Origin of the sequence: Leclercia sp. AS011 (assembly GCF_037152535.1) — a bacterium.
Taxonomy (GTDB): Bacteria; Pseudomonadota; Gammaproteobacteria; order Enterobacterales; family Enterobacteriaceae; genus Enterobacter.
On the sequence record NZ_JBBCMA010000001.1, the window covers coordinates 1,832,161 to 1,852,184 of the forward strand.

General features: G+C 59.2%; 18 protein-coding genes and 1 tRNA gene. 9 read left to right on the forward strand and 10 right to left on the reverse strand.

Annotation, left to right across the window (positions count from 1 at the left end; genetic code table 11):
- Positions 1-222 precede the first annotated feature (222 nt).
- Positions 223-1,605: a glycoside hydrolase family 28 protein gene (locus WFO70_RS08770; protein ID WP_337015673.1), complete on the reverse strand. Its 1,383-nt coding sequence runs from the start codon at positions 1,603-1,605 to the stop codon at positions 223-225.
- A gap of 263 nt (positions 1,606-1,868) precedes the next feature.
- Here WFO70_RS08770 and WFO70_RS08775 point away from each other — a divergent pair, with 263 nt between their 5' ends.
- Complete coding sequence (locus WFO70_RS08775) at positions 1,869-2,663, forward strand: SDR family NAD(P)-dependent oxidoreductase (protein WP_337015674.1); 795 nt, start codon at positions 1,869-1,871, stop codon at positions 2,661-2,663.
- 3 nt (positions 2,664-2,666) lie between these two features.
- On the opposite strand, the gene WFO70_RS08780 is transcribed toward WFO70_RS08775, so the two are convergent.
- Positions 2,667-3,026, reverse strand: coding sequence for a winged helix-turn-helix transcriptional regulator (locus tag WFO70_RS08780; protein WP_307762532.1), 360 nt, complete (start codon positions 3,024-3,026; stop codon positions 2,667-2,669).
- Between the two features lie 101 nt (positions 3,027-3,127).
- Between WFO70_RS08780 and WFO70_RS08785 the strand changes: the two genes are divergently transcribed.
- From WFO70_RS08785 to WFO70_RS08800, 4 genes are all read left to right on the forward strand, one after another.
- Positions 3,128-3,880, forward strand: a complete 753-nt coding sequence (locus WFO70_RS08785) for an SDR family oxidoreductase (RefSeq protein ID WP_337015675.1) — start codon at positions 3,128-3,130, stop codon at positions 3,878-3,880.
- Between the two features lie 85 nt (positions 3,881-3,965).
- A complete protein-coding gene (locus WFO70_RS08790) occupies positions 3,966-4,202 on the forward strand; it encodes a DUF1272 domain-containing protein (protein WP_337015677.1) in 237 nt (78 codons plus the stop codon).
- A 26-nt stretch (positions 4,203-4,228) separates the two neighbouring features.
- Positions 4,229-5,602, forward strand: a complete 1,374-nt coding sequence (locus tag WFO70_RS08795; protein ID WP_337015678.1) for a M24 family metallopeptidase — start codon at positions 4,229-4,231, stop codon at positions 5,600-5,602.
- Positions 5,603-5,678: 76 nt separating this feature from the next.
- Positions 5,679-6,131 (forward strand): GNAT family N-acetyltransferase, encoded by a 453-nt coding sequence (locus WFO70_RS08800; RefSeq protein ID WP_337015679.1) that lies wholly within the window; start codon positions 5,679-5,681, stop codon positions 6,129-6,131.
- Here WFO70_RS08800 and ttrA read toward each other — a convergent pair.
- The 3 genes from ttrA to ttrB are packed head-to-tail and all read right to left on the reverse strand — an operon-like array spanning position 6,105 to position 10,897.
- Positions 6,105-9,173, reverse strand: coding sequence for a tetrathionate reductase subunit TtrA (gene ttrA / locus WFO70_RS08805; RefSeq protein ID WP_337015680.1), 3,069 nt, complete (start codon positions 9,171-9,173; stop codon positions 6,105-6,107). The two genes, WFO70_RS08800 and ttrA, sit on opposite strands and share 27 nt — an antisense overlap.
- Positions 9,166-10,161, reverse strand: a complete 996-nt coding sequence (gene ttrC, locus WFO70_RS08810; protein WP_337015681.1) for a tetrathionate reductase subunit TtrC — start codon at positions 10,159-10,161, stop codon at positions 9,166-9,168. The genes ttrA and ttrC overlap by 8 nt, the downstream gene beginning before the upstream one ends.
- Positions 10,148-10,897 (reverse strand): tetrathionate reductase subunit TtrB, encoded by a 750-nt coding sequence (ttrB, locus tag WFO70_RS08815; RefSeq protein WP_337015682.1) that lies wholly within the window; start codon positions 10,895-10,897, stop codon positions 10,148-10,150. Before ttrB ends, ttrC begins: the two co-directional genes overlap by 14 nt.
- 164 nt (positions 10,898-11,061) lie before the next feature.
- On the opposite strand from ttrB, the gene ttrS reads away from it, so the two are divergent.
- Both ttrS and ttrR read left to right on the forward strand, forming a co-directional pair.
- Positions 11,062-12,801: a tetrathionate respiration histidine kinase TtrS gene (ttrS, locus tag WFO70_RS08820; RefSeq protein WP_337015683.1), complete on the forward strand. Its 1,740-nt coding sequence runs from the start codon at positions 11,062-11,064 to the stop codon at positions 12,799-12,801.
- On the forward strand, positions 12,798-13,379 hold the full coding sequence (gene ttrR / locus WFO70_RS08825) for a tetrathionate respiration response regulator TtrR (protein ID WP_337015684.1): 582 nt from the start codon (positions 12,798-12,800) through the stop codon (positions 13,377-13,379). The genes ttrS and ttrR overlap by 4 nt, the downstream gene beginning before the upstream one ends.
- Positions 13,380-13,407: 28 nt before the next feature.
- On the opposite strand, the gene ampC is transcribed toward ttrR, so the two are convergent.
- Together ampC and WFO70_RS08835 are read right to left on the reverse strand one after the other, a co-directional pair.
- Positions 13,408-14,550 (reverse strand): CMY2/MIR/ACT/EC family class C beta-lactamase, encoded by a 1,143-nt coding sequence (ampC, locus tag WFO70_RS08830; RefSeq protein ID WP_337015685.1) that lies wholly within the window; start codon positions 14,548-14,550, stop codon positions 13,408-13,410.
- Between the two features lie 156 nt (positions 14,551-14,706).
- Positions 14,707-15,387, reverse strand: a complete 681-nt coding sequence (locus tag WFO70_RS08835; RefSeq protein ID WP_337015686.1) for a DsbA family oxidoreductase — start codon at positions 15,385-15,387, stop codon at positions 14,707-14,709.
- Between the two features lie 108 nt (positions 15,388-15,495).
- Between WFO70_RS08835 and WFO70_RS08840 the strand changes: the two genes are divergently transcribed.
- Entirely contained in the window at positions 15,496-16,410 is a 915-nt protein-coding gene (locus WFO70_RS08840; RefSeq protein ID WP_337015688.1) for a LysR family transcriptional regulator, read from the forward strand.
- 148 nt (positions 16,411-16,558) lie between these two features.
- The gene (locus WFO70_RS08845) at positions 16,559-17,662 is read left to right on the forward strand and encodes an NADH:flavin oxidoreductase/NADH oxidase (protein ID WP_337015689.1); all 1,104 of its coding nucleotides are present in this window, start codon (positions 16,559-16,561) and stop codon (positions 17,660-17,662) included.
- Positions 17,663-17,738: 76 nt separating this feature from the next.
- Here the strand turns inward: WFO70_RS08845 and WFO70_RS08850 are convergent, their stop codons facing one another.
- The 3 genes from WFO70_RS08850 to WFO70_RS08860 all read right to left on the reverse strand — a co-directional run bounded on the left by WFO70_RS08850 (position 17,739) and on the right by WFO70_RS08860 (position 19,998).
- A complete protein-coding gene (locus WFO70_RS08850; protein WP_337015690.1) occupies positions 17,739-18,200 on the reverse strand; it encodes a transposase in 462 nt (153 codons plus the stop codon).
- Between the two features lie 174 nt (positions 18,201-18,374).
- A tRNA-Ser gene (locus WFO70_RS08855) sits at positions 18,375-18,462 on the reverse strand.
- A 156-nt stretch (positions 18,463-18,618) separates the two neighbouring features.
- Positions 18,619-19,998: a carbohydrate porin gene (locus tag WFO70_RS08860; RefSeq protein WP_337015691.1), complete on the reverse strand. Its 1,380-nt coding sequence runs from the start codon at positions 19,996-19,998 to the stop codon at positions 18,619-18,621.
- Positions 19,999-20,024 lie beyond the last annotated feature (26 nt).

Genomic DNA, 20,024 nt, shown 5'->3' on the forward strand with positions numbered 1-20,024 from the left:
CAGGAGGTTTATATGCGCTCATTGTTACTGTTCTTTTTAGGCGTTCCGATCCCAATCATTATCCTGATTGCGCTGTTCTGGCACTGATCAGTATCTGACCGGATACATTCAGTTGAAACATAAATGCCCGAAAGGGCATTTATGTTTTCTGCGTGGGTTGCTCCCCCTCCATCAGGAAGGGGGCGTTGCGCAGATCCCGGCGCAGCTGTCCTGGCTTTCAGGTTATTCGCGGACGATAGCGCCCGCATCCTGGCGGATCGTCGGCCCCTCTTTCACCTTCAGGCTGAGTCCTTTGGTCTCAAGTTCGGCGTTGCGAATACGCAGCCCCTGAGCGGCCTCAATACTGACGTTAGTAAAATGGAAGCCGCTGAGCGGAGCTTCCGGGGTGCCAATGATATAGGCTGCCGCCTTGCTGTCACCGGTGGAGGTTAAATTTTCCACGGTGATATTACTGAAGTGTGGCGTGGTGTATTTGTCGAAGGGTTGTTTTGGATCGCTGTCCGGCGGATAGATCTGCTCTCCGAGGGTGAAACCACCCGCCTGGAGCAGCTTGTCGACCTCAGCCTCGACAATAGGCGCGGCTTTATAGTAGGCGGAGAAAACCAGGGGCACTTCGACGTTGTGCATTTTGGTATTGCGGTAAACGATGTTTTTCACCTCGCCCCCCTTACCACGCGGGCTTTTAATGCGGATGCCGTACATCGACCCCTCGAAGGAGTTGTTTTCCACCAGCACGTTATTCACCCCGCCCGCGCTCTCGCTACCGATGGAGATCCCCCGGCCCTGCTTCAGGGTGTTATTGGCGATGTAGATATTATCCACCACACCATTCGGGAAACGGGGGTCCGCTTTTTCCGCTTTGATGGCGATGTGATCGTCGTTGCAATCGATGTAGTTATTGGTGATACGAATATTCTGGCTGTCGATGGGATCAATGGCATCGGTATTTGGCGCATGCCAGGGGGAGAGGATACGCGTCCCGTTAATATCGACATCGTGCGCATAGCGCGTCACCACGTGGAAGCTGGGTGAATGGGTCAGGGTGACCCCATCGATAAGCACGTTGTTCGAGCGCGTAATATAAATCAGCCGTGGCCGATCGGTTCCCCCCTTCTTACCGGTTGCGCGAATGTTTTCCCGCCAGCGCTCCCACCACACGGCACCCTGACCGTCGATGGTCCCTTCTCCAACGATAGCGACATTTTGCGCATCTGCGATGCTGATAAACGGCAGCCAGCCGTTCTCCGCTTCGGCATATTTTGTCTCTTCACCGGCACGATAAGCCGAGACTTCGGTTGATGCGACCAGGGTGGCGTCTTTCTCCAGCTTCAGCTGGATGTTATTGCGCAGAAAAAGCGGGTTGGTCAAAAAATTGCCTTTGGGTACCAGCACGGTACCCCCGCCCGCAGCGGCGCAGTCGTCAATCGCCTTCTGAATGGCCCCGGTGTTGAGGGCAATCTGTAATCGATGCCCCTCCGCGCCATAGTCGGTGACATTACAGACTTTATCGGGAAACTTAACGGAACTCGCAGCCTGCACAGCGTGTAGCGGTATCAGGCTGGCAACAGCGGCGGCAACACACAGAGGTAAAGCGCGGGAAATCATAGCGTCATCCTTTTATGGTCTATTGTTTTGCAAAATTAGCACCGATGTTTCTTTTCTGTGAGTGTGCCGATCACGCTTTACTGCATGTCGTTATTTCGCCTGAAAATTGCGCTGAATTTTTAGGCGCATGACCAGGTTTTCCCGACCTATACCTACCGCAAAGATCAAAAAAACCGTCGCCAATGGTTGCATTATGAAACCAAATGGCGCAGGCTTTATTTAGTTTCATTTTAAAACCAATTAACGTTATCTGAGGTGTCACAATGAGTACGCAACGTTCAACGGCCTTGATTACAGGGGCATCTTCCGGGATTGGCGCGGTCTACGCCGACCGTCTCGCTGCCCGCGGTTACGATCTGGTGCTGGTTGCCCGCCGGGAAGCGCGTCTGCTGGCGCTGGCGGAACAGCTGGAGCAGCGCTATGGCGTGAAGGTGTCCACTCTGACGGCGGATCTTACCGATGAAACGGGGATCCGCGCCGTGGAAGACGTTCTGCGCAGTAACACGGCTATCGACACCCTGGTCAACAATGCCGGAACCGCCCAGATGGCCCCGTTCCTTGCGGGGGATGTGGCGCAGCATCAGGCGATCAACATGCTTAACACCACCGCCCTGATGCGCCTGACGTATGCCCTGCTGCCGCGGCTGGCACAGAACAATCGCGGGACGCTGATTAATATCGCCTCGGTCCTGTCGATCCATGCCCGGGCGGGCAGCGCGCTCTACAGCGCCACCAAAGCCTGGGTGCTGAATTTTACCCGCGGATTGCAGGAGGAGTTTGCCGACAGCCAGGTGCGGATCCAGGCGGTATTACCGGCGGCGACGGCCACCGAGATCTGGGAGCTGTCCGGCATCAGCGCTGACGACCTGCCCGCCGGGTCGGTCATGACCACCGACAATATGGTGGATGCGGCGCTGGCGGGGCTGGATCAGGGAGAGTTGATCACCATCCCGCCGATGCACGATGAAACCCTGTGGACGCGCTACGAAGAGGCGCGGCTGGCGCTGTTTGCCAGCGCCCGTACCGGCGAACCGGCACCGCGCTACCTGTCGCGCTGAGGATTACTGCTTAAGCTGGTCGCCGTACTCGTTCATCCAGGCGGCCAGCGGCGCAAGCGCGCTTTGCAGGGTCAGGCCGAGGTCGGTGATCTGGTACTCCACCCGGGGCGGGATCTCGGCAAACACGGTGCGGGTGACCAGCCCGCGCTGTTCAAACAGACGCAGCTGGCGGGTCAGCTCTTTCTGCGTAATCGGTGCCGCGGCGCGGAGCAGATCGCCAAAGCGCACCGGCGTATTGAGCACAATCAGTCGATAGATAATCGGGATCGCCCACTTGCCGGAGAGCAGACCGATAAAACGGGTCATCGGGCAGGGTTGATGCTGACAATTTTTTTCATCCGCGCAGTTCAGTAATTCCGCCATCGCACACCTTTCGCCTCTTTAGTATCCATTTGGTACCTGGTTTCTTTTGGATACTAACGTTTCTATAGTGCTTTCTCCAGTGACAAATCAGGAGAAGCAAAATGGCTCGTTTAACTGATAAATATACGCTGATCACCGGCGGCACCAGCGGCATTGGTCTGGCAACGGCGCAGGCCTTTCTCGCCGAAGGCGCCCACGTGGCGGTGACCGGGCGCAACCCCCAGACCCGCGCCGAGGCGCAGCGTGTGCTGGGCGATACCGCCTGGGTGATCGACGCCGATGCGGGCGACATCAGCGCCCAGCAGGCGCTGGCGGATACTCTTGCCACACGCTGGCCGCGGCTGGATGCGCTGTTCATCAATGCCGGAGACGTGACGCATGCCCCGCTGGAGGTCTGGCAGGAGGAGACCTGGGATCGGCTGATGGGCACCAACCTCAAGGGGCCATTCTTTTTGATTCAGGCGCTGCTGCCGCTGCTGAACAATCCCTCGTCGGTGATTTTATGCGGTTCGGTCAGCGCCCATATCGGGCTGCCCACCAGCAGCGTCTACGCCGCCAGCAAGGCAGGACTGCTGTCGCTTGCCCGCACCCTCTCCGTTGAGTTATTGCCGCGTGGGATCCGCGTCAACGGCCTGAGCCCGGGCCCGGTGGAAACCCCGGCGCTGAGCAAATTGGGGTTAGACGATGAGGCGCTGAAAACCCTGCAGAGCGATATCGCCAGACTGGTGCCGCTCGGGCGTTTAGGCCGACCTGACGAGCTGGCAAAAGCGGCGCTGTACCTGGCGTCGGACGAGTCCAGCTATACCGTCGGCACCGAACTGCTGGTGGATGGCGGGACGGCTGTCGGGCGGTGATCCCAACCCTGCGACATCGTTGTCGCAGGGTTGCGGTCTCTCTGGCATAGTGAGACAGACGCAACCTGCTGAAAGGAAGAACACTGTGCTCGAACTTCGCCCGAACTGTGAATGGTGTGACCGTGACCTGCCCCCTGACGCCCAGGACGCCAGAATCTGCTCCTTTGAGTGCACCTTCTGCGCCGACTGCGTTGAAACCCATCTCAACCATCGCTGCCCCAACTGCCAGGGCGAGCTGGTGCGCCGCCCGGTGCGCCCGGCCAATAAACTGATCACCTCGCCGGCATCCACCGTGCGGGTCCACGCGCAAAAACGTTCCTGACTCCCCCGCTTCTGACGATGAGGTAAATGATGATCCAGCTGCAGACCGTCCCGGCACCGCGCACTTTCACCGATGTACCCCCGGTGTTGCTCACCGATGCGACGATGCTTGAGCGCAAAGATAAGGTGCTGACCCGCATGAACGAGGCGGGCTATGACGCCCTGGTGATCTATGCCGATAAGGAGCACGGAGCAAATTTCGAGTACCTGACCGGGTTTGTGCCGCGCTTTGAGGAGGGTCTGCTGATTGTGGAGAAAACGGGCGCGGCGACGGCGATCCTGGGCAATGAAAACCTGAAGATGGCGCAGCATTCGCGGCTCCCGGCCACGCTGAAACACTGTCCCTTTTTCTCGCTGCCGAATCAGCCGATGGAGAATGAGGCCTCGCTGGAGACGCTGTTCAGCGACATTGGCCTGCACAAGCTGGAGCGAATCGGGCTGGTCGGCTGGAAAATGTTTACCTCTGCCGGGGCCGATAACCGGCTCCTCTTCGATCTGCCGTACTTTATCGTCGAGGCGCTCAAAAACAGTACCCACGCACAGCTGGAAAACGCCGCGCACCTGTTTATCCGTGGCGATAACGGGGCCCGCGTAACCAACAACGCGAACGAAATCGCCCATTACGAATATGGCGCTAACCTCGCCTCCGGCTGCATGTTGAACGCCTTGAACGCGGTAGAGCCGGGGATCCGCGAAACGGAACTCGGCGCAATGCTCGCGGCAGAGGGCCAGTATCAGACGGTGGTGACCATTGCCGCCGCCGGACAGCGCTTTGAGAAAGCCAACTTCTATCCGACCTATAAAAAGCTGGAGCGCGGCCAGCCGCTGTCGATGACCACCGGTTTTAAAGGCGGGCTGTCGAGCCGGACGGGGTTTGTGATTGCCGACGAGAGCGAGCTGCCTGACGCGCAAAAAGATTATCTGGATCGGGTAGCGAAACCCTATTTTGCCGCGGTCGCCCGCTGGCTTGAGACTCTCCGCATCGGGATGCCGGGCGGCGCGATGTATGCCCATATCGAACAGCACCTTCCCAAAGCGCAGTATGGCTGGCACCTCAATCCGGGGCATCTCAGCGCCGATGAAGAGTGGATGTCCTCGCCGATTTACCCTCACTCCGCCGAGACGCTGAAGAGCGGCATGATCCTGCAGATTGATATTATCCCCTCCGTGCCGGGCTACACCGGGGTTAGCGCCGAGGAGAGCATCGCCCTGGCGGACCCGACGCTGCAAAGCAACATCCAGGCGGCCTACCCGGCGCTGTGGGCGCGGATCCTGACCCGCCGGGCCTATATCCGCGAGGTGCTGAAGATTAATCTCGCGGATGAGGTGATCCCGCTGTCGAATACCGTGGCCTACTTGCGTCCGTTCCTGCTGGCGAAGGAGAAAGCCTTTACCTGCTGAGGCGCTTTTTTGCCCGGCAGCACTGCGCTTGCCGGGCCTGCGAAAGGTCCGGGCAATACATTGGTTGAAGGTAAATATGATCAGAATAATGTGTGATGCAGACGCCCCCGCGCTGGCCCAGCTGTTTCTTGAGGCGCGACGCCGCACCTTTTACTGGGTGGATCCGTCCCGGTTTCAGCTGGATGATTTTGCCCGTCAGACCGAGGGTGAGCAGATTTGGGTGGCAGAGCAGAACGGGCGTCTGTGCGGTTTTATCGCCATCTGGGCTGAAGAGAACTTCGTCCACCACCTTTATGTCGACGAAGCCTGTCACGGTCAGGGGCTGGGGCGCGCCCTGCTGGCGCAGGGGCTGGCGGGCGCGACGCAGCCAGCCTCGCTGAAGGTGGCGACCCGCAACGTCCAGGCGCTGGCATTCTATCACCGGCTGGGCTGGCAGGAGACCGATGAGATGGGCTTCTGTAACATCACCGGCCCGTGGCGCAGGCTGGTGCTGCCGATTTCATTACACTTTCTCAATACTCGCCGGTAATCCCTGGCGCACCGAGGATCCCGTCACCCACTCCAGCCACGGGCCCGGCACTTTGCGGGTGGGGTCAGCAAAACCGAGATCGTTGAGATTTACCCCGAAGGCAATCTGGCTTCGCTGCGCCATCGGCTCGCCATCCAGCCAGTGCTGACGCGCCCCCATCTCCCTGTGTCCGTAGCCATGCTCCATGGCAATCACCCCCGGCATGACGCCGGAAAGTAAGCTCACCTGCGCCTCCACGTGGCCGCCCGGGGTCTGTATCCGTGCAAGGTCGCCGTGTAGCAGGCCAAACCGAGCGCCATCCTGGGGGTGGATAGCCACCAGCCCCGTCGGCTTAACGTGGTGTAGCCGTTCCACGACGGTGCTTGAGCTGCTCATCACGTTCGATTTAAATGACATCAGCTGCATTGGCCACTCCGCGGACGGGTAGACCGCTTCCAGCGGCTGGCCATCAGACAGACGGGCCGGATACCAGGTCGGGCACCCGCTGAAGCGCTCGCCAGTAATGGCATGTTTATAAGCCGCCACCTGCGGGTTCCAGATATGCATCGGTTTCGCCCACTCCGCCCCTACCGTCTCCTCTTTGCGGCCCGAGGCTTCCGGGGCAAAGCGTCCTCCCCGGCTATAGAGAAACGCCACCGGCAGTGCCTCCCGGATCGTTAAAGTCTGTGTGATTGTCGGGAAGATGCGATCCACGCCCGACAGAGCCATATCCTGTTCGTTTGCAGCGGGGAGCGGCTTCTGTCCCGCAAAGGCGATATTGGCAGCGACGCGCAGGTAGTAATCCTCCGCGCGATGGAGAGGGTGCATTTTCCCCTGCGCATCCGGGATGGCGTGGTCGCCAAACCCCGGGAGCTGCATCCGTTTTGCTACCGCGATGCAGAACGCCTCCATGGAGACCGGCTCGCCCCCGGCGGTTTTTGCCGTCGCGGGATCCACCACCGGCCAGCGGGCAGTAGACGTTTTACTTGCCACTCCGCCCCAGGGTGCACTGAATCCCCAGCTTTCGAAATTATGGGTGTCCGGGACGATATAGTCCGCCAGGGCGGTCGTCTCATTCATAAACGCATCGATGGCGATAAACAGCGGCAGGCGCTGCGGATCCGCCAGACGCGCCTCGATCACGGCGCGTAATCCGGGTACGCCGTACAGAGGATTGGTCATGTTGGAGATCCACGCCTTCAGCGGATAGGGATAGCCGTCCAGCGCGGAGGGAAGCAGTTCGGTAAGCTGCCCGGCAACAAAGGGATACCAGGGGGCCCGGGCAGGCCAGGGCGACTGGCCCGCGGCGATTTTCGCCTGGTACTCCTCCGAGCTGGCATAATCCGCTTTACTGCGGGCAATATTTAACCCTTTTGGCGCGACCTTGCCAGGGAACTGCTCCAGGTTGTAACAGGGCCCGTTGGCTTCGCCGTTGAACTTGCCGCCCCCGACGAATACCCCGCCGTTGAGGCTCATGTTCCCCAGCAGCACGTTTAGCATCATCACCGCCCAGGCGTTATAAAATCCATTACCGGACATCATGCCGCCATGGGTGACTACCGCCGCCTTACGCCCATAGCTCGTGAAGGCCGTGGCCAGCGCGACGATCTGATCCACTGCCACCCCGCACTGCTGGCTGTAGGCTTCCAGAGTAAAACGCTGCGCCGACTCTTTCAGGCACTGGAAGCTGCTTTTCACCGTCACCCTGGAACCATCGTGCAGGGTCACCTGCTGCGTCACGAAAAGCGCACCGCGCTCACACTGGCTGACGGGCACCAGCCCGCCCGCCTCATTCATCACCAGTGCCTCATCTGCCTGCCCGTCCCCCCCGTTGAGGTGGGAAAGGTGCAGATGCTGTCCCGCAAGAGGATGGTTTTCATCGGCGATCACCAGCCAGGTGGCGTTGCTCCAGCTCTTCTCCCCGGCGCGGGCCATCGCCTCACGGCTGGTAAGCGTCAGGTACTCTGCGGTATAGCGCTCGTTATCAATGATCCAGCGGATCATCGCCATCGCCAGCGCCGAATCCGTCCCCGGCTTCACCGCCAGCCAGTGACCATGATCGTCCGCCAGCACCGTGGTCAGCGGCAGGGCCGGTGAGACTACCACGTAGTTAAATTTTCGCAGTCGGGCGCTGGCAAGCTGGCGGGCCTGGCGCTTGAAGGGATTACCCGACTGAGCCGGTGAGGTGCCCATAAACAGCGCAAACTCGACGTTTTCCCAGTCCGGTTTGACGTGCGGGTTTTTATCCAGATCGCCCATCAGCGCCCCGGACCCGGCGCGGTAGGCCAGCCCGCAGTAAGCCCCGTGGGCACCAAAGTTCTTCGATCCAAAGCTGTTGAGAGCAAAACGGCGCAGGAAACCATCCCGGCCCTCATCGCTGGTGTTGGTCACCAGCAGCTGATTGGCCTTCGGGCCCCAGGCAGGGTGACGGGCATCCACCGGAGTCGTGAGATCGCGAATGGCGCGCAGCCCGTCCACGTGTCCCTCCCCGAACAGATCCCCACCCTCCACAACCTCTTCGATCAGCTGCTCGAAGCTAATGCGCTGCCATTTCCCCTCGCCGCGTTTGCCCGCGCGTTTCATCGGCGTAAGGAGCCGCAGCGGGCTGGTCAGGCTTTCCAGGAGAGTAGCGCCCCGTGCGCAGGCGGTAGAGCGCGATTCCAGCCCGCTTTCCCCGGCAAGCCGGGTCATCGCCTCGGCAAAGGGCATGGTGCTGGGGAAGGGTTTCTCATGGGAGAGCGGATGCCAGGGGTTACCGGCGATGCGCAGCACCTGGTTAGCCTGTTTGTCCACCCGCACCCGGATACCGCACAATGTCCAGCAGCCAAAGCACTGGGTCATGGAGACGGCCTGGCCGGGGGTATTCTGCCAGCCGTTGCGGACGCTTCCTTCCGGCAAAAGCGAGTTACCGTGGATACGATCGCGAGTCACTTTACCTGAGGTGCCGTTGACCAGCCCCTCAACGGCTCGCCGGGCGACATCACGATAGCTCAGACCGAATGCGGCAAAACCACCGGCGGCTACGCCGATTTTTAGCCATTGACGGCGGGATAACTTAGGCATGCGGGTATCTCCTTGAAAGCCAAGTCACACACTCCCCGAGGACGATCGACAGGGCCAGCCATAAACCAAAGGTGCCGATGATTGCCAGCAGGCCGTCGGTGCCCATCGGCAGGGAATAGTCATTCGTCAGGGCGTTATATTTCGGGATAATTTGCCCACCGATCAGCACTGTCCAGCGCAGCATCCAGCAGAGGATCGCCACCAGCAGCATGTTTGCGAGCATGATAAACAATGAGGGGCGATGTCGACTGGCATACAGCGACATCGTCAGCGTCACCGCCCACAGCAGTATCAGGGCGGTCAGATAAAGGCGGATCTCACCGCCGGGCCGCCACTGCTGACGCAGCGCCTCCCCCGACAGGGTATTACCCAGATACCATGCCAGCATTACCGCACCGAGCAGGACGAGGGTGACAGCTTGCCCCTGCAACAGTCGTCGGGCGAGATCGCGTAGCGCCAGGCCGAGCATCGCCAGCAGCGCGCTCATGGCGCTTAAGAACATCGCCACCGGCAGCCAGTAGCTGAACCACACCGGCCTGGCGTGCACGACGGAGACTTCCCGCCCGGTATAGAGCAGCAGACCGATGGCCGTCAGCGCCGTCGCCAGCGCCAGCGCGCGCAGCAGTCGGGTATTGCCCTTGCGCAGATGAAAAAGCAGGAACCACAGCCCCAGCAGCAGCGTGAAGAGCGGCAAAAAGAGCGCGCCCCAGGGCATCCATGACCAGGGGGTTGGCCAGGCGTAAAAGTGCCAGAAGCGGGCGGTCTGATGAAGATCGGCGGTCAGCGCCAGCGGGGCGGTGATCCCGCAGGTGAGTGCGATGAACAGGCACACCCGCTCAAACTGCTCGCTGTGCCGGTGTCGCAGCCAACGGGCGGCGCAGGCGAGCAGGACGGCGCAGGCGGCAATCCCGATAAAGAAAAAGTACTGCACGGCCCAGGGCAGCCAGGTGATGGGCTGGGGTTGAGCCAGCATCTCAGTAATGATCATATTCCACCTCCTGCCAGAGTGCGGGCTGGGCGCGTCCCTGCAGCGGCGAAACAAAGGTCTCATCCAGCCCGAGATAAAAGACGTGCGGACGGGTGTTATTTTCCGGCTTCAGTACCTTAATGTCGTCCCGGTGCGTTGCCAGCATCCGGCTAAGGGTGCTGCGGGGATCTTTCAGGTCGCCGATGATACGGGCTCCCCCCACGCAGGACTCCACGCAGGCCGGCAACAGTCCGGCTTCAAGGCGATGTGCGCAGAAGGTGCATTTATCCGCCGTCTGGGTGGCGTGATTGATAAACCGGGCGTCATACGGACAGGCCTGGACGCAGTAGGCGCAACCGACGCAGCGAGTGTTGTCGATCACCACGATACCGTCCTTACGCTGGAAGGTGGCCTGCACCGGGCAGACCGGCACGCAAGGCGGATTATCGCAATGGTTGCAGAGCCGGGGCAGCAGCACGTTGGTTACCGCCTCAGAGTCGGCAAGGCGGACCTGATACTGGTTGACGGTAGTGCGAAACGCCCCTTGCGGCGTCTGGTTCTCAATGGTGCAACTCACCGTACAGGACTGGCACCCGATGCAGCGGCGCAGATCGATCAGCATGGCGTAGCGATGCCGATCGGAGCCTTCATGCCGCTCAGGGCCGAACGCAATGCCCGCCTCAGCCAGCGGTATTAGCGCCGCGCCGGCCGTGACAACGCCCATTTGCTGTAAAAACTGGCGCTTACTGATGTCCATATTGCCCTCCACTCAGTGCGCGTAAGAAAAATATCGGGGATGGTATTACCTGACCAAATGTGGTTATTTACAGTCTAAAAATCTGGCCGGGTGGCTCACTATTGTGGTTAACCACATAAACCCGTTGGGCTTGATCTAACGCAAAAGAAAGGGGCAGGTATTGCATGGAACGCAGCGTAAAGATCCTTTTGTTCCTGATGGTTACCAGTCTCACCTCCCCGTTGCTGGCGGCCGAATGGACCATCGGCATCCTCGCCTTACGCGGTGAAACCATCACTCGCACCCAGTGGCAGCCCCTGGTCGACTCGCTTAATCAGGCCGTGCCCGAAGCCCACTTCCGCCTGCTGCCGCTGGATCTCAACGGCATGCGGGAGGCGGTGAACCAGGGCACCATCCAGTTTGTGCTGACCAATCCGGGACAGTTTGTCCAGCTCAACAGCCACTACCACCTGCGCTGGCTGTCATCACTGCGCTCCGGACAGGGCACCACGCTGGAGAGCATGACTACCGGCAGCGCCATTGTGGTCAGAGAGGCCAGCGACATCACCCGCCCACAGGAACTGGTCGGGAAAACGCTGGGGGCGGTAGATGCCCAGGCCTTCGGCGGTTATCTGCTCGGCTATCGGGCGCTGCGCGACGCCGGAGTACAGGTGGATGAAAGCACGGTGCGCTTTGTCGGCTTCCCGGCCGATGCCCTGCTCTACCTGCTGCGTGAGGAGGCCATCCAGGCCGCCATCGTGCCGGTCTGTTTACTTGAGAGCATGGACAGCGAGGGGCTGATCGACAAAAGTCAGTTTCGCGTGCTGCTGCAAAAAAACGTCGCCTTTCACTGTTTGACCAGCACCCCGCTCTATCCCGACTGGTCGTTTGCCGCGCTGCCCGGGGTGGACGATCGGGTGGCGGATGCGGTGACCCGGGCTCTGCTGAGTTCTCCCCGCTGGGGTGCCCCCACCTCCACCAGCGACACCGAAGCCCTGCTGCGCGAACTCAACCGACACCCGGAGCAGCAGCGGATTGGGGAGACGGTTCTCGACTGGATGCGCCAGCACCGGCTGGCTATCGGGCTCTGTTTACTGCTTGTCGTGCTGTTTATCGCCAACTATGGCTGGGTGATGGTGCTGGTAAATCGTCGCGGCAGGGCACTGGAGCAGGCAAACAGTCAGCTGCGCAACCAGCAGCAAACCCTGGAGCAGGCCCGGCAGATGAACATGCTGGGGGAGATGGCCTCTGGATTTGCCCATGAGCTTAACCAGCCGCTGGCGGCAATCCGCATGTATGCCCAGGGCGGGCTGAACCATCTGTCCGCGGCTGAAAACCGTGCTGCCGTAGAGAAGGCACTGGTTAATATTGAATCACAGGCCGAACGCTGCGGGTTGATTATCCGCCACCTGCGGGAGTGGGCCAACCCGGCGCGGCAGGCCGAAAACGCGACGGAAGATTACGCCCCCTGCGATGTTGCCGGGACTATCAGACAGGTGTTAACCCTCCTCCAGCTGGATAAGACCTCACCCGATCTGAGCGTTTATCTTTATAACCACCAGACCGTTCTGCTCGCTCTGCCTCCGGTAGTACTGGAGCAGGTGCTGGCGAATATCATTCTGAACGCGGTTCAGGCGGGTGCCGGCAACCTGTGGATAGACCTGAGTCGCGATGAGCACCAGTATCACATTACCCTGCAGGACGATGCTGGCGGCATCCCCGCAGAGCAGCTTCCTGACCTGTTCCGTCCTTTCCATTCCGGTAAAAAAACGGGGATGGGGCTGGGGCTGGTCATCTGCCAGCGGCTGCTGCGTGGCATCCATGGCGATATCGACGTACACAACCGCCGCGCGCCGGACGGCAGCGAGGGGGTATGCGTAACCCTCAAATTCCCGGCTGACGATAACAACGGAAAACGGCAATGATTCATTTAGTTGACGACGACGAGGCGGTTACCAGCGCCTGTAGCTATTTACTCGAGAGCCTGGGCCATAGCGTCCGCTGCTGGAACCGAAGTGAGCAGTTTCTGCACGACGCCCCGCTGGATACAACGGGCGTCGCCTTGCTGGATATGCGGATGCCGGAGATGGACGGGCATGCGCTCTTTCAGGCCATGCGCGAGGCCAACAGCACCCTGGCGGTGGTTTTTCTCACCGGGCATGGTGACGTGCCGATGGCCGTTCAGGAGATCCAGTCTGGTGCAGTCGATTTTTTACAGAAACCTGTCGCCGCCGGAGCCCTGAAATTGGCCATTGAGAAAGGCTATGCTCACTCGGCGCGCCTGACGCAGACCCACGATCTCAGGCTGCGCTACGCCACCCTTACGCCAAAAGAGAAAGAGGTCGCACACTGCGTCGCCGTCGGCCTGATGAATAAAGATATTGCGCTGAAGATGCATATCGCACTCCGCACGGTGGAAGTTCACCGGGCGCGGGTGATGGAGAAAATGGACGCGAAGAGCATGGCGGAACTGGTGTTGCAGATTAACCGTTCAGGGGTATAAAAAAGCCTGCCGAAGCAGGCTCCTGACTTTACTGCAGCGCCTCCAGAATCTGATACGCCGCCTTCACCCGTTCCGGGTTGGGGTAATTTTTATTCGCCAGCATCACAATGCCGAGATTCTTTTCGGGGATAAAGGCGATGTAGCTGCCAAACCCGCCCGTCGCCCCGGTCTTATGCACCCACGAGGCCCTCACCGGCGGCTGCGCCGGAGTGATGGCTTTAGTATCCCGCGCGGCCAGGGCGTATTGGTTATCTGCCCCCTGCTCCAGCGTCCGGGACGTCACCGGCCAGTTCAGCATCTCCCAGCCCAGTCCCTGATACATCTCCCCTACCTGCCAGTAGCGTGACTGGGCGATCGTAATCCCTTTTTTCAACGACGCGTCCTGGATGTGATCCGGCTGGATGTTGGCCTGCAGCCAGCCCGCCATATCGACGATAGAGGTTTTCACTCCGTAGGCTTCGGCATCCAGCATACCCGGCGAGACGTGGACGGCCTTGCCATCCCGGTAGCCCCAGGCATAGTTCGCCTGTTCACTGGCCGGGACCGTGACCCAGGTATGGTTGAGGTTCAGCGGTTTCAGCACCCGACGGGTGAGCGCCTGCTCAAAATCCATCTTCGAGGGTTTCACCGCCAGGGCGCCGAACAGGCCGATACTGGCGTTGGCATACTGGCGCTTCGTGCCCGGAGCCCACTCCGGCTGCCAGGTCTGATAGTATTTTTCCAGCGACGCGGCGTCGGTGACGCTCTCCGGCACCTGCAGCGGCAGGCCGCCCGCAGTGTAGGTCGCCAGATGCAGCAGCGTGATGCCTTCCCACTGCTTGCCCGATAACGCCGTCCAGTATTTACTGGCCGGATCGCTGAGGGCAATCTCCCCACGCGCCACCGCGTCGCCGCCCAGCACCCCGGTAAAGGTTTTGCTCACCGAACCCAGCTCAAACAGCGTCTGGCGGGTCACGGGTTTGTTCCCGGCGACGTCCGCCTGCCCCCAGGTGAAGAAGTACGGTTTGCCCTGATACAGTACCGCTACCGCCATACCCGGGATCGCCTGCGCCTTCATCAGCGCCGTGATGGTGGGGTTAACCACCTGCGCGACCTGCGCCTCCTCCGGCGTGGTGGCCAACGCGGAGCCGGAGAGGCAGACAAGGAGCATACAGAGCAGAGATTTTTTCATCGGGAGGATCTTTATCGAAAATGGAGGAGGCTATTTTGCAGATCCGACGGAGGAATGTAAAACAGACCAGGGAGCCTGCCCGGCCCCCTGTGGTGATGCTTGATGGTTCCCGTTCCCATTCGGAAAGGGCCCTGTCTGTATCATCAGGCCAGGCTTTCAGGGCAATCGCTTATCGCCCTGGCAACGGGCTCCGCCGCCTTTAAGCAGGTCGCGATATGCATCCATGATGTAATAGCGGAGCTGATCTGCAGGAACAGCCCCCGTCAGCCGGATACCGGCAATATCAAAGGTGGGCACGCTGTTGATATCGCCCTGCCGCGCCAGGTCTTCCAGCTGGATCACCTCCGCCTCTCCTGCGGTACTGAACAGATAATGGCGCGCAGCTTCTTTGTCCATCCCGCACTCGCCCGCCACCTCCGCCAGAACTTCAGAGTCGCCAATATCTCTCCCCTCTTCGAAGAAGGCCTGAAACAGGCGCTTAACCAGCAGGGATCTGGTCAGACCGGCAGGCGCAAACAGCGTCAGTCGATGTGCCGCAAAGGTGTTAGGAACCCGCTGAATGGCCGGATAGTTGAAGGTGACATCGTCCGTTTTCCCCTTCTCGACGGTGTGCTCATCCAGCTGATGTGAATATTCCCAGCTCCCGAATTTAGCCCGGCGATAGGCGACTCGGTCCATGCCCTCCCGCGGCATACCCGGGTTGAGTTCAATGGGCAACCAGTCAACCTCGACCTCAACGTCTTCAGGCAAGGATTGCCGTGCCTTTTCCAGGCGCGCGTCGGCAATCCGGCACCAGGGACAAATAAAATCGGACGTCACTTTGATGGATACTTTCATGTTTCACCTCTCACTGCGGAGAAGGCTAACACTGTTATTTAAAGGTGATAATATGGTTAAAACAGCTAATAGAGTTGCGTAAGGCGCAACGATGCGGGGAGAGTAAAAATGGATATGCTGGCGTCGCTGGAGGCCTTTATCACGGTGGTCGAAGAGGGCGGATTTGCACCGGCGGGCAGAAAGCTGGCCCTGGCGACCTCCTCTGTCACCCGACAAATTGACGGGCTGGAAAAAGTGCTGGGCACGCAACTCCTGACCCGCTCGACCCGAAGCGTGACGTTGACAGCGGCCGGGCACGTTTATTTTGAGCATGCGGTCAGGATCCTCAACGACCTGGAGTACGCCAATCAGGAAGTACGGGACCAGACGGGGGAACCCCGGGGGGTGTTAAGGATCAGCCTGCCGGTCTCGTTTTCCAGGCTGCATATCGCGCCGCTGCTGGCCCCCTTCTCTCGCCGCTATCCGTTAATCTCGCTCGATCTGACCTTTACCGATGAAGTCGTCGATCTGGTGGAAAAGCGGCTAGACTTGACTGTCCGACTGGGCAAAGTCGACTCCCCCAATCTGATCGCGCGCAAGTTGCTCTCCCAGCGTCGGTGCGTCTGCGCCAGCCCGGACTACCTGAAAGCACAGGGTTCACCTGATGCACCTGGGGATCTTAAAAATCATAACTGCCTGATCTTTTCCTACTCTTCCGGCAAAACGAAGTGGTATTTCAACGGGGAGAGCCAGGTCGCCATTGATGTGAAAGGCACGCTGAAGTGCAACAACTCGGAAATATTGCGTGAGGCGGTGTTAAGCGGCTATGGCATCGCGTTGCTGCCTGACTGGCTGATTGGCAAAGATATTGAGGAAGGGAAGCTGATCAGGTTACTGCCGCAATGGCGCGCGGAAGTGAACGACGGGGAGGATGATTCCGCGATTTATGCCATCTACCACCCCACCCGCCGGAACACCAAAAAAGTGAAGGTGTTTGTCGATTTTCTGATCGCGCATCTCGCATCAGAAGCGGAGAGTGAATAGTGCAGATGTCGCAGCATTGCGTCTGACGCAACGTACTTTTGCGTAAACCTCAGGTTCTGTTATCGCTGGCTGTGGGGTATGTTGATGAATATTCAAGGATAAAAATCGCCATATTTGATTTCTAACGCTGCAATCTGGAGTGACATGTATGTCTCAACCGAAGCTGTTTACACCGTTACGTATCCGCAATCTTGAACTTGAAAACCGTATCGTGATCGCCCCTATGTGCCAGTATTCCGCCGATGAGGGCTGCATGACTGACTGGCACACCCTCCATCTGGGGCAACTGGCGCTGTCCGGCGCGGGCCTGCTCACCATTGAGGCGGCGGCCGTCTCCCCCGAAGGCCGCATTACCTACGCCGACGTCGGGCTTTATGATGACAAAACCGAGGAGGCGATGGCCGGGGTGCTGAAGACTATCCGTAAGTGGTCAGATATCCCTGTCGGCATCCAGCTGGCCCATGCGGGCCGGAAAGCCTCAACGTACAAGCCCTGGGATAAGCACGGGCAAATTCCACCCGAGCAGGGAGGCGGCTGGCAAACCTTAGCCCCGTCTGCGGTGCCTTACAGCGAGGGTTATACCATCCCCACCGCCCTCGACAGCAACGGGTTAGCCGAAATCCGCAGCCAGTTCGCGGACGCCGCCAAACGTGCCGCCAGACTGAACATTGACCTGATCCAGATCCACGCCGCGCATGGCTATCTGTTACATCAGTTCCTGTCCCCGCTCTCTAACCAGCGCACGGATAATTACGGCGGATCGCTGGAAAACCGCGCCCGCTTCCCGCTGGAGATCGTCGACGCGGTGCGTGAAGCCTTCCCTGCCGATAAAGCGATCAGCGTGCGTATCTCCGCGACGGACTGGGTCGAGGGCGGATTTAACCTTGAAGAGGCCGTGGAGTTCTCAAAAATGCTGGAAGCTCGTGGAGTGGATGCGATTCACGTCTCCAGCGGCGGTCTGCACCCGGATCAGAAGATTGAGGTCTACCCTGGCTATCAGGTACCGCTGGCGAGAGCTGTGAAAGCGGCCGTGAAAATTCCGGTGGTGGCGGTAGGCTTAATCACCGACCCTGAACATGCGGAGTCCATCGTTGCCAGCGGAGATGCGGATATCATCGGGATCGCGCGTGGCGCGCTCTACAATCCGCGTTGGCCGTGGCATGCCGCGGCGGAGCTGGGTGCCCAGGTGCATGCACCGGATCAGTATCTGCGCTGTCAGCCGCACCAGCTGAAGAATCTGTTTAAGTCCTGATTCTGGTTCTGGGGAGTACTCGTGGCCTACGGGTACTCTTCATGCCTCAGCCCAAAAATGAAAAAACACATACCACTCACAGGAATATGAATTGACGCCAAATCATATATGCCGTGAAGAGGATAAACAAAATAACAAATAGCCAGCTAAACCAGTAAAACGCATTACTTGCTCCCAGGCCCGCGCGCGAGACAACGGCATTATCCCTTGAAACGAAAGCCCCGGACGTCTTACGAAATTGAGCAATATAATAAATGCAATAACCGGGCATGAGGAATATAAAGAGCAGACCACCGGCCTGACGGGAAAAGATCGCGAGCAGCACGCTAACGACTATTATGCCCAAATAGACTACCGCTGCAGTCGTTTCCATTTTTTTTAGTTTATTTCTGATGGCGCTATCATGTAGCCCTTTCCAGCGTCGAAGCGTACTCATACTGAAGGCATATTTTTCGCACAACTCTTTATCAGTGACGCCTTCTTTCACCTGTCGAAGAAAATCTGCGATCTGTTCTTCAGTAAAACGCTTTCTGCTCATAGAGTCTTTTCCTTCGCAGAACAGAGGTGGGATTTGCCCTCATCAGAACGATGAGAAACTGACAAGATGCTGAGTGAGAAAGGGACAGATTTTAGATACAAAAAAGCCCGTTTTCACGGGCTTTTATGCAGGAGAAACGAAAACTTATTGTCAGTATCGATTTCGCCATGAATTTGGCGGAAGCGTAGAGATTCGAACTCTAGAACCCTTTCGGGTCGCCGGTTTTCAAGACCGGTGCCTTCAACCGCTCGGCCACGCTTCCAAAGTGAGGCGCACTATAAACATCTCTGCGCGCTATGTAAAGAGGCAATTGAAGAATTTGATTTTCTTCCAGTATATTGCCCGGCGGCGCTGCGCTTGCACGGGCCTACAAAATTAGCAGGCCGGGTAAGCGCAGCGCCACCCGGCAATACTTACCTCAGAACCAGGCCTCCCACATCGCGCCGACGTTGAAGTCGTCGAGCGTCTCGTCCTGGGTGTTGTTCACGCGCGCGGTGCGTTCGTTATCCACCTTGCCGCCGGTGACGTAGAAGCGCAGCATCGGACGGAACTCCGGCCCCATGGCGATGGAGATGTTCTGCGACAGGGTCAGCTTCCAGCCCTTGTTATCCCCGCCCTTGTCGTAATCCACATGCTGCCAGCCCGCTTCCAGCCAGGTGGAGTGCACGTCGTTCCACCAGTGCATCGGACGCACGATGGCGTTGTAGTTCTTGCGGTTGTCGGTGCTGTCCCGGCTGTTGTCGTAGTCGTGGAAGGCCAGAATGTACTCCACCTGGGTCGCCGGGGTGAACTTGTGCAGCCCTTCGAAGCTGGCGTACACCGTGGTCAGGTCCTCGGTTTTGTTGAACACGCTGTTGTCCGAGTTATCCGAGTAGCGGGCAATCACCTTGTTCACGCCGCTGTCGTTGGTGTGGCTCAGGACCACGCCACCCTGCCAGGCGTTGGTGCGCTCTTCGGTGTCGATGGCCTTCGAGTCAAAGCCGTAGTTGGCGTACAGCTCCAGGTCGACGGGACCGAGCTTCATGCCGTGAATTTTGGAGGTGGCGGCATAGTTGCCCTTGTCGCCGGTGCCGGAGCCGCCGGTACAGGTGATGCGCGACGGGTTGGCCTCGTCATTCATCACCTGCGGGCTGCAGGATTCCACCGCCGCCACGGTGGCCACGTCAAACTGCACGCCGCCGATGTCGAAGTTCTTCACCCCGGCCCCCTGGCCGTCGTGGTTCATCCAGAAGTAGTCGTTGATGCCCTGCTGCGGACGCTGGTGGAAGTCACGCCCGGCCCACAGATAGGCGTTCGGGTTGGATTCCAGAATGTTGGTCACCCCGGCGTAGGCCTTTTTCAGGTTAACCTCGTCGCCCCAGTGGTCGATCATCACGTTGACGTCCCAGATGGCGCCGTTTTCGCCCCTGAAGGCCTTGGAGAGCTGGAACTCGCCGCCGTTGCCTTCGTTACCCAGACGACCAATCGCCGAGGCGCCGTTGTAGGAGCCGTCCACCGCGACATATTTCTGATCGGCGGCCTGGAAGTGCGCCCCGTAGCGGGCATAGCCGGTAAATTTAATCCCGAACGGGATCGCCATGTCCGGGGACTGGGCGGCGCTTTGCGGCTCGGTCACCACGTCGGCTTTTTTCGCCACCGCAGCGTCCATTTTCGCCTGGCGATCCGCCAGGGCTTTATCCACCGCTTTGGCCACAATGGCGTCGATTTGCTCCTGCGTGAACTCCTGGGCGAGAACAGAAATCGGGCAAAGCGCGGCGATAACCGCCATTGTTAATGGAAGTTTTTTAATCATATTCATGGTTATCTCAATATAGTTAAATTTTA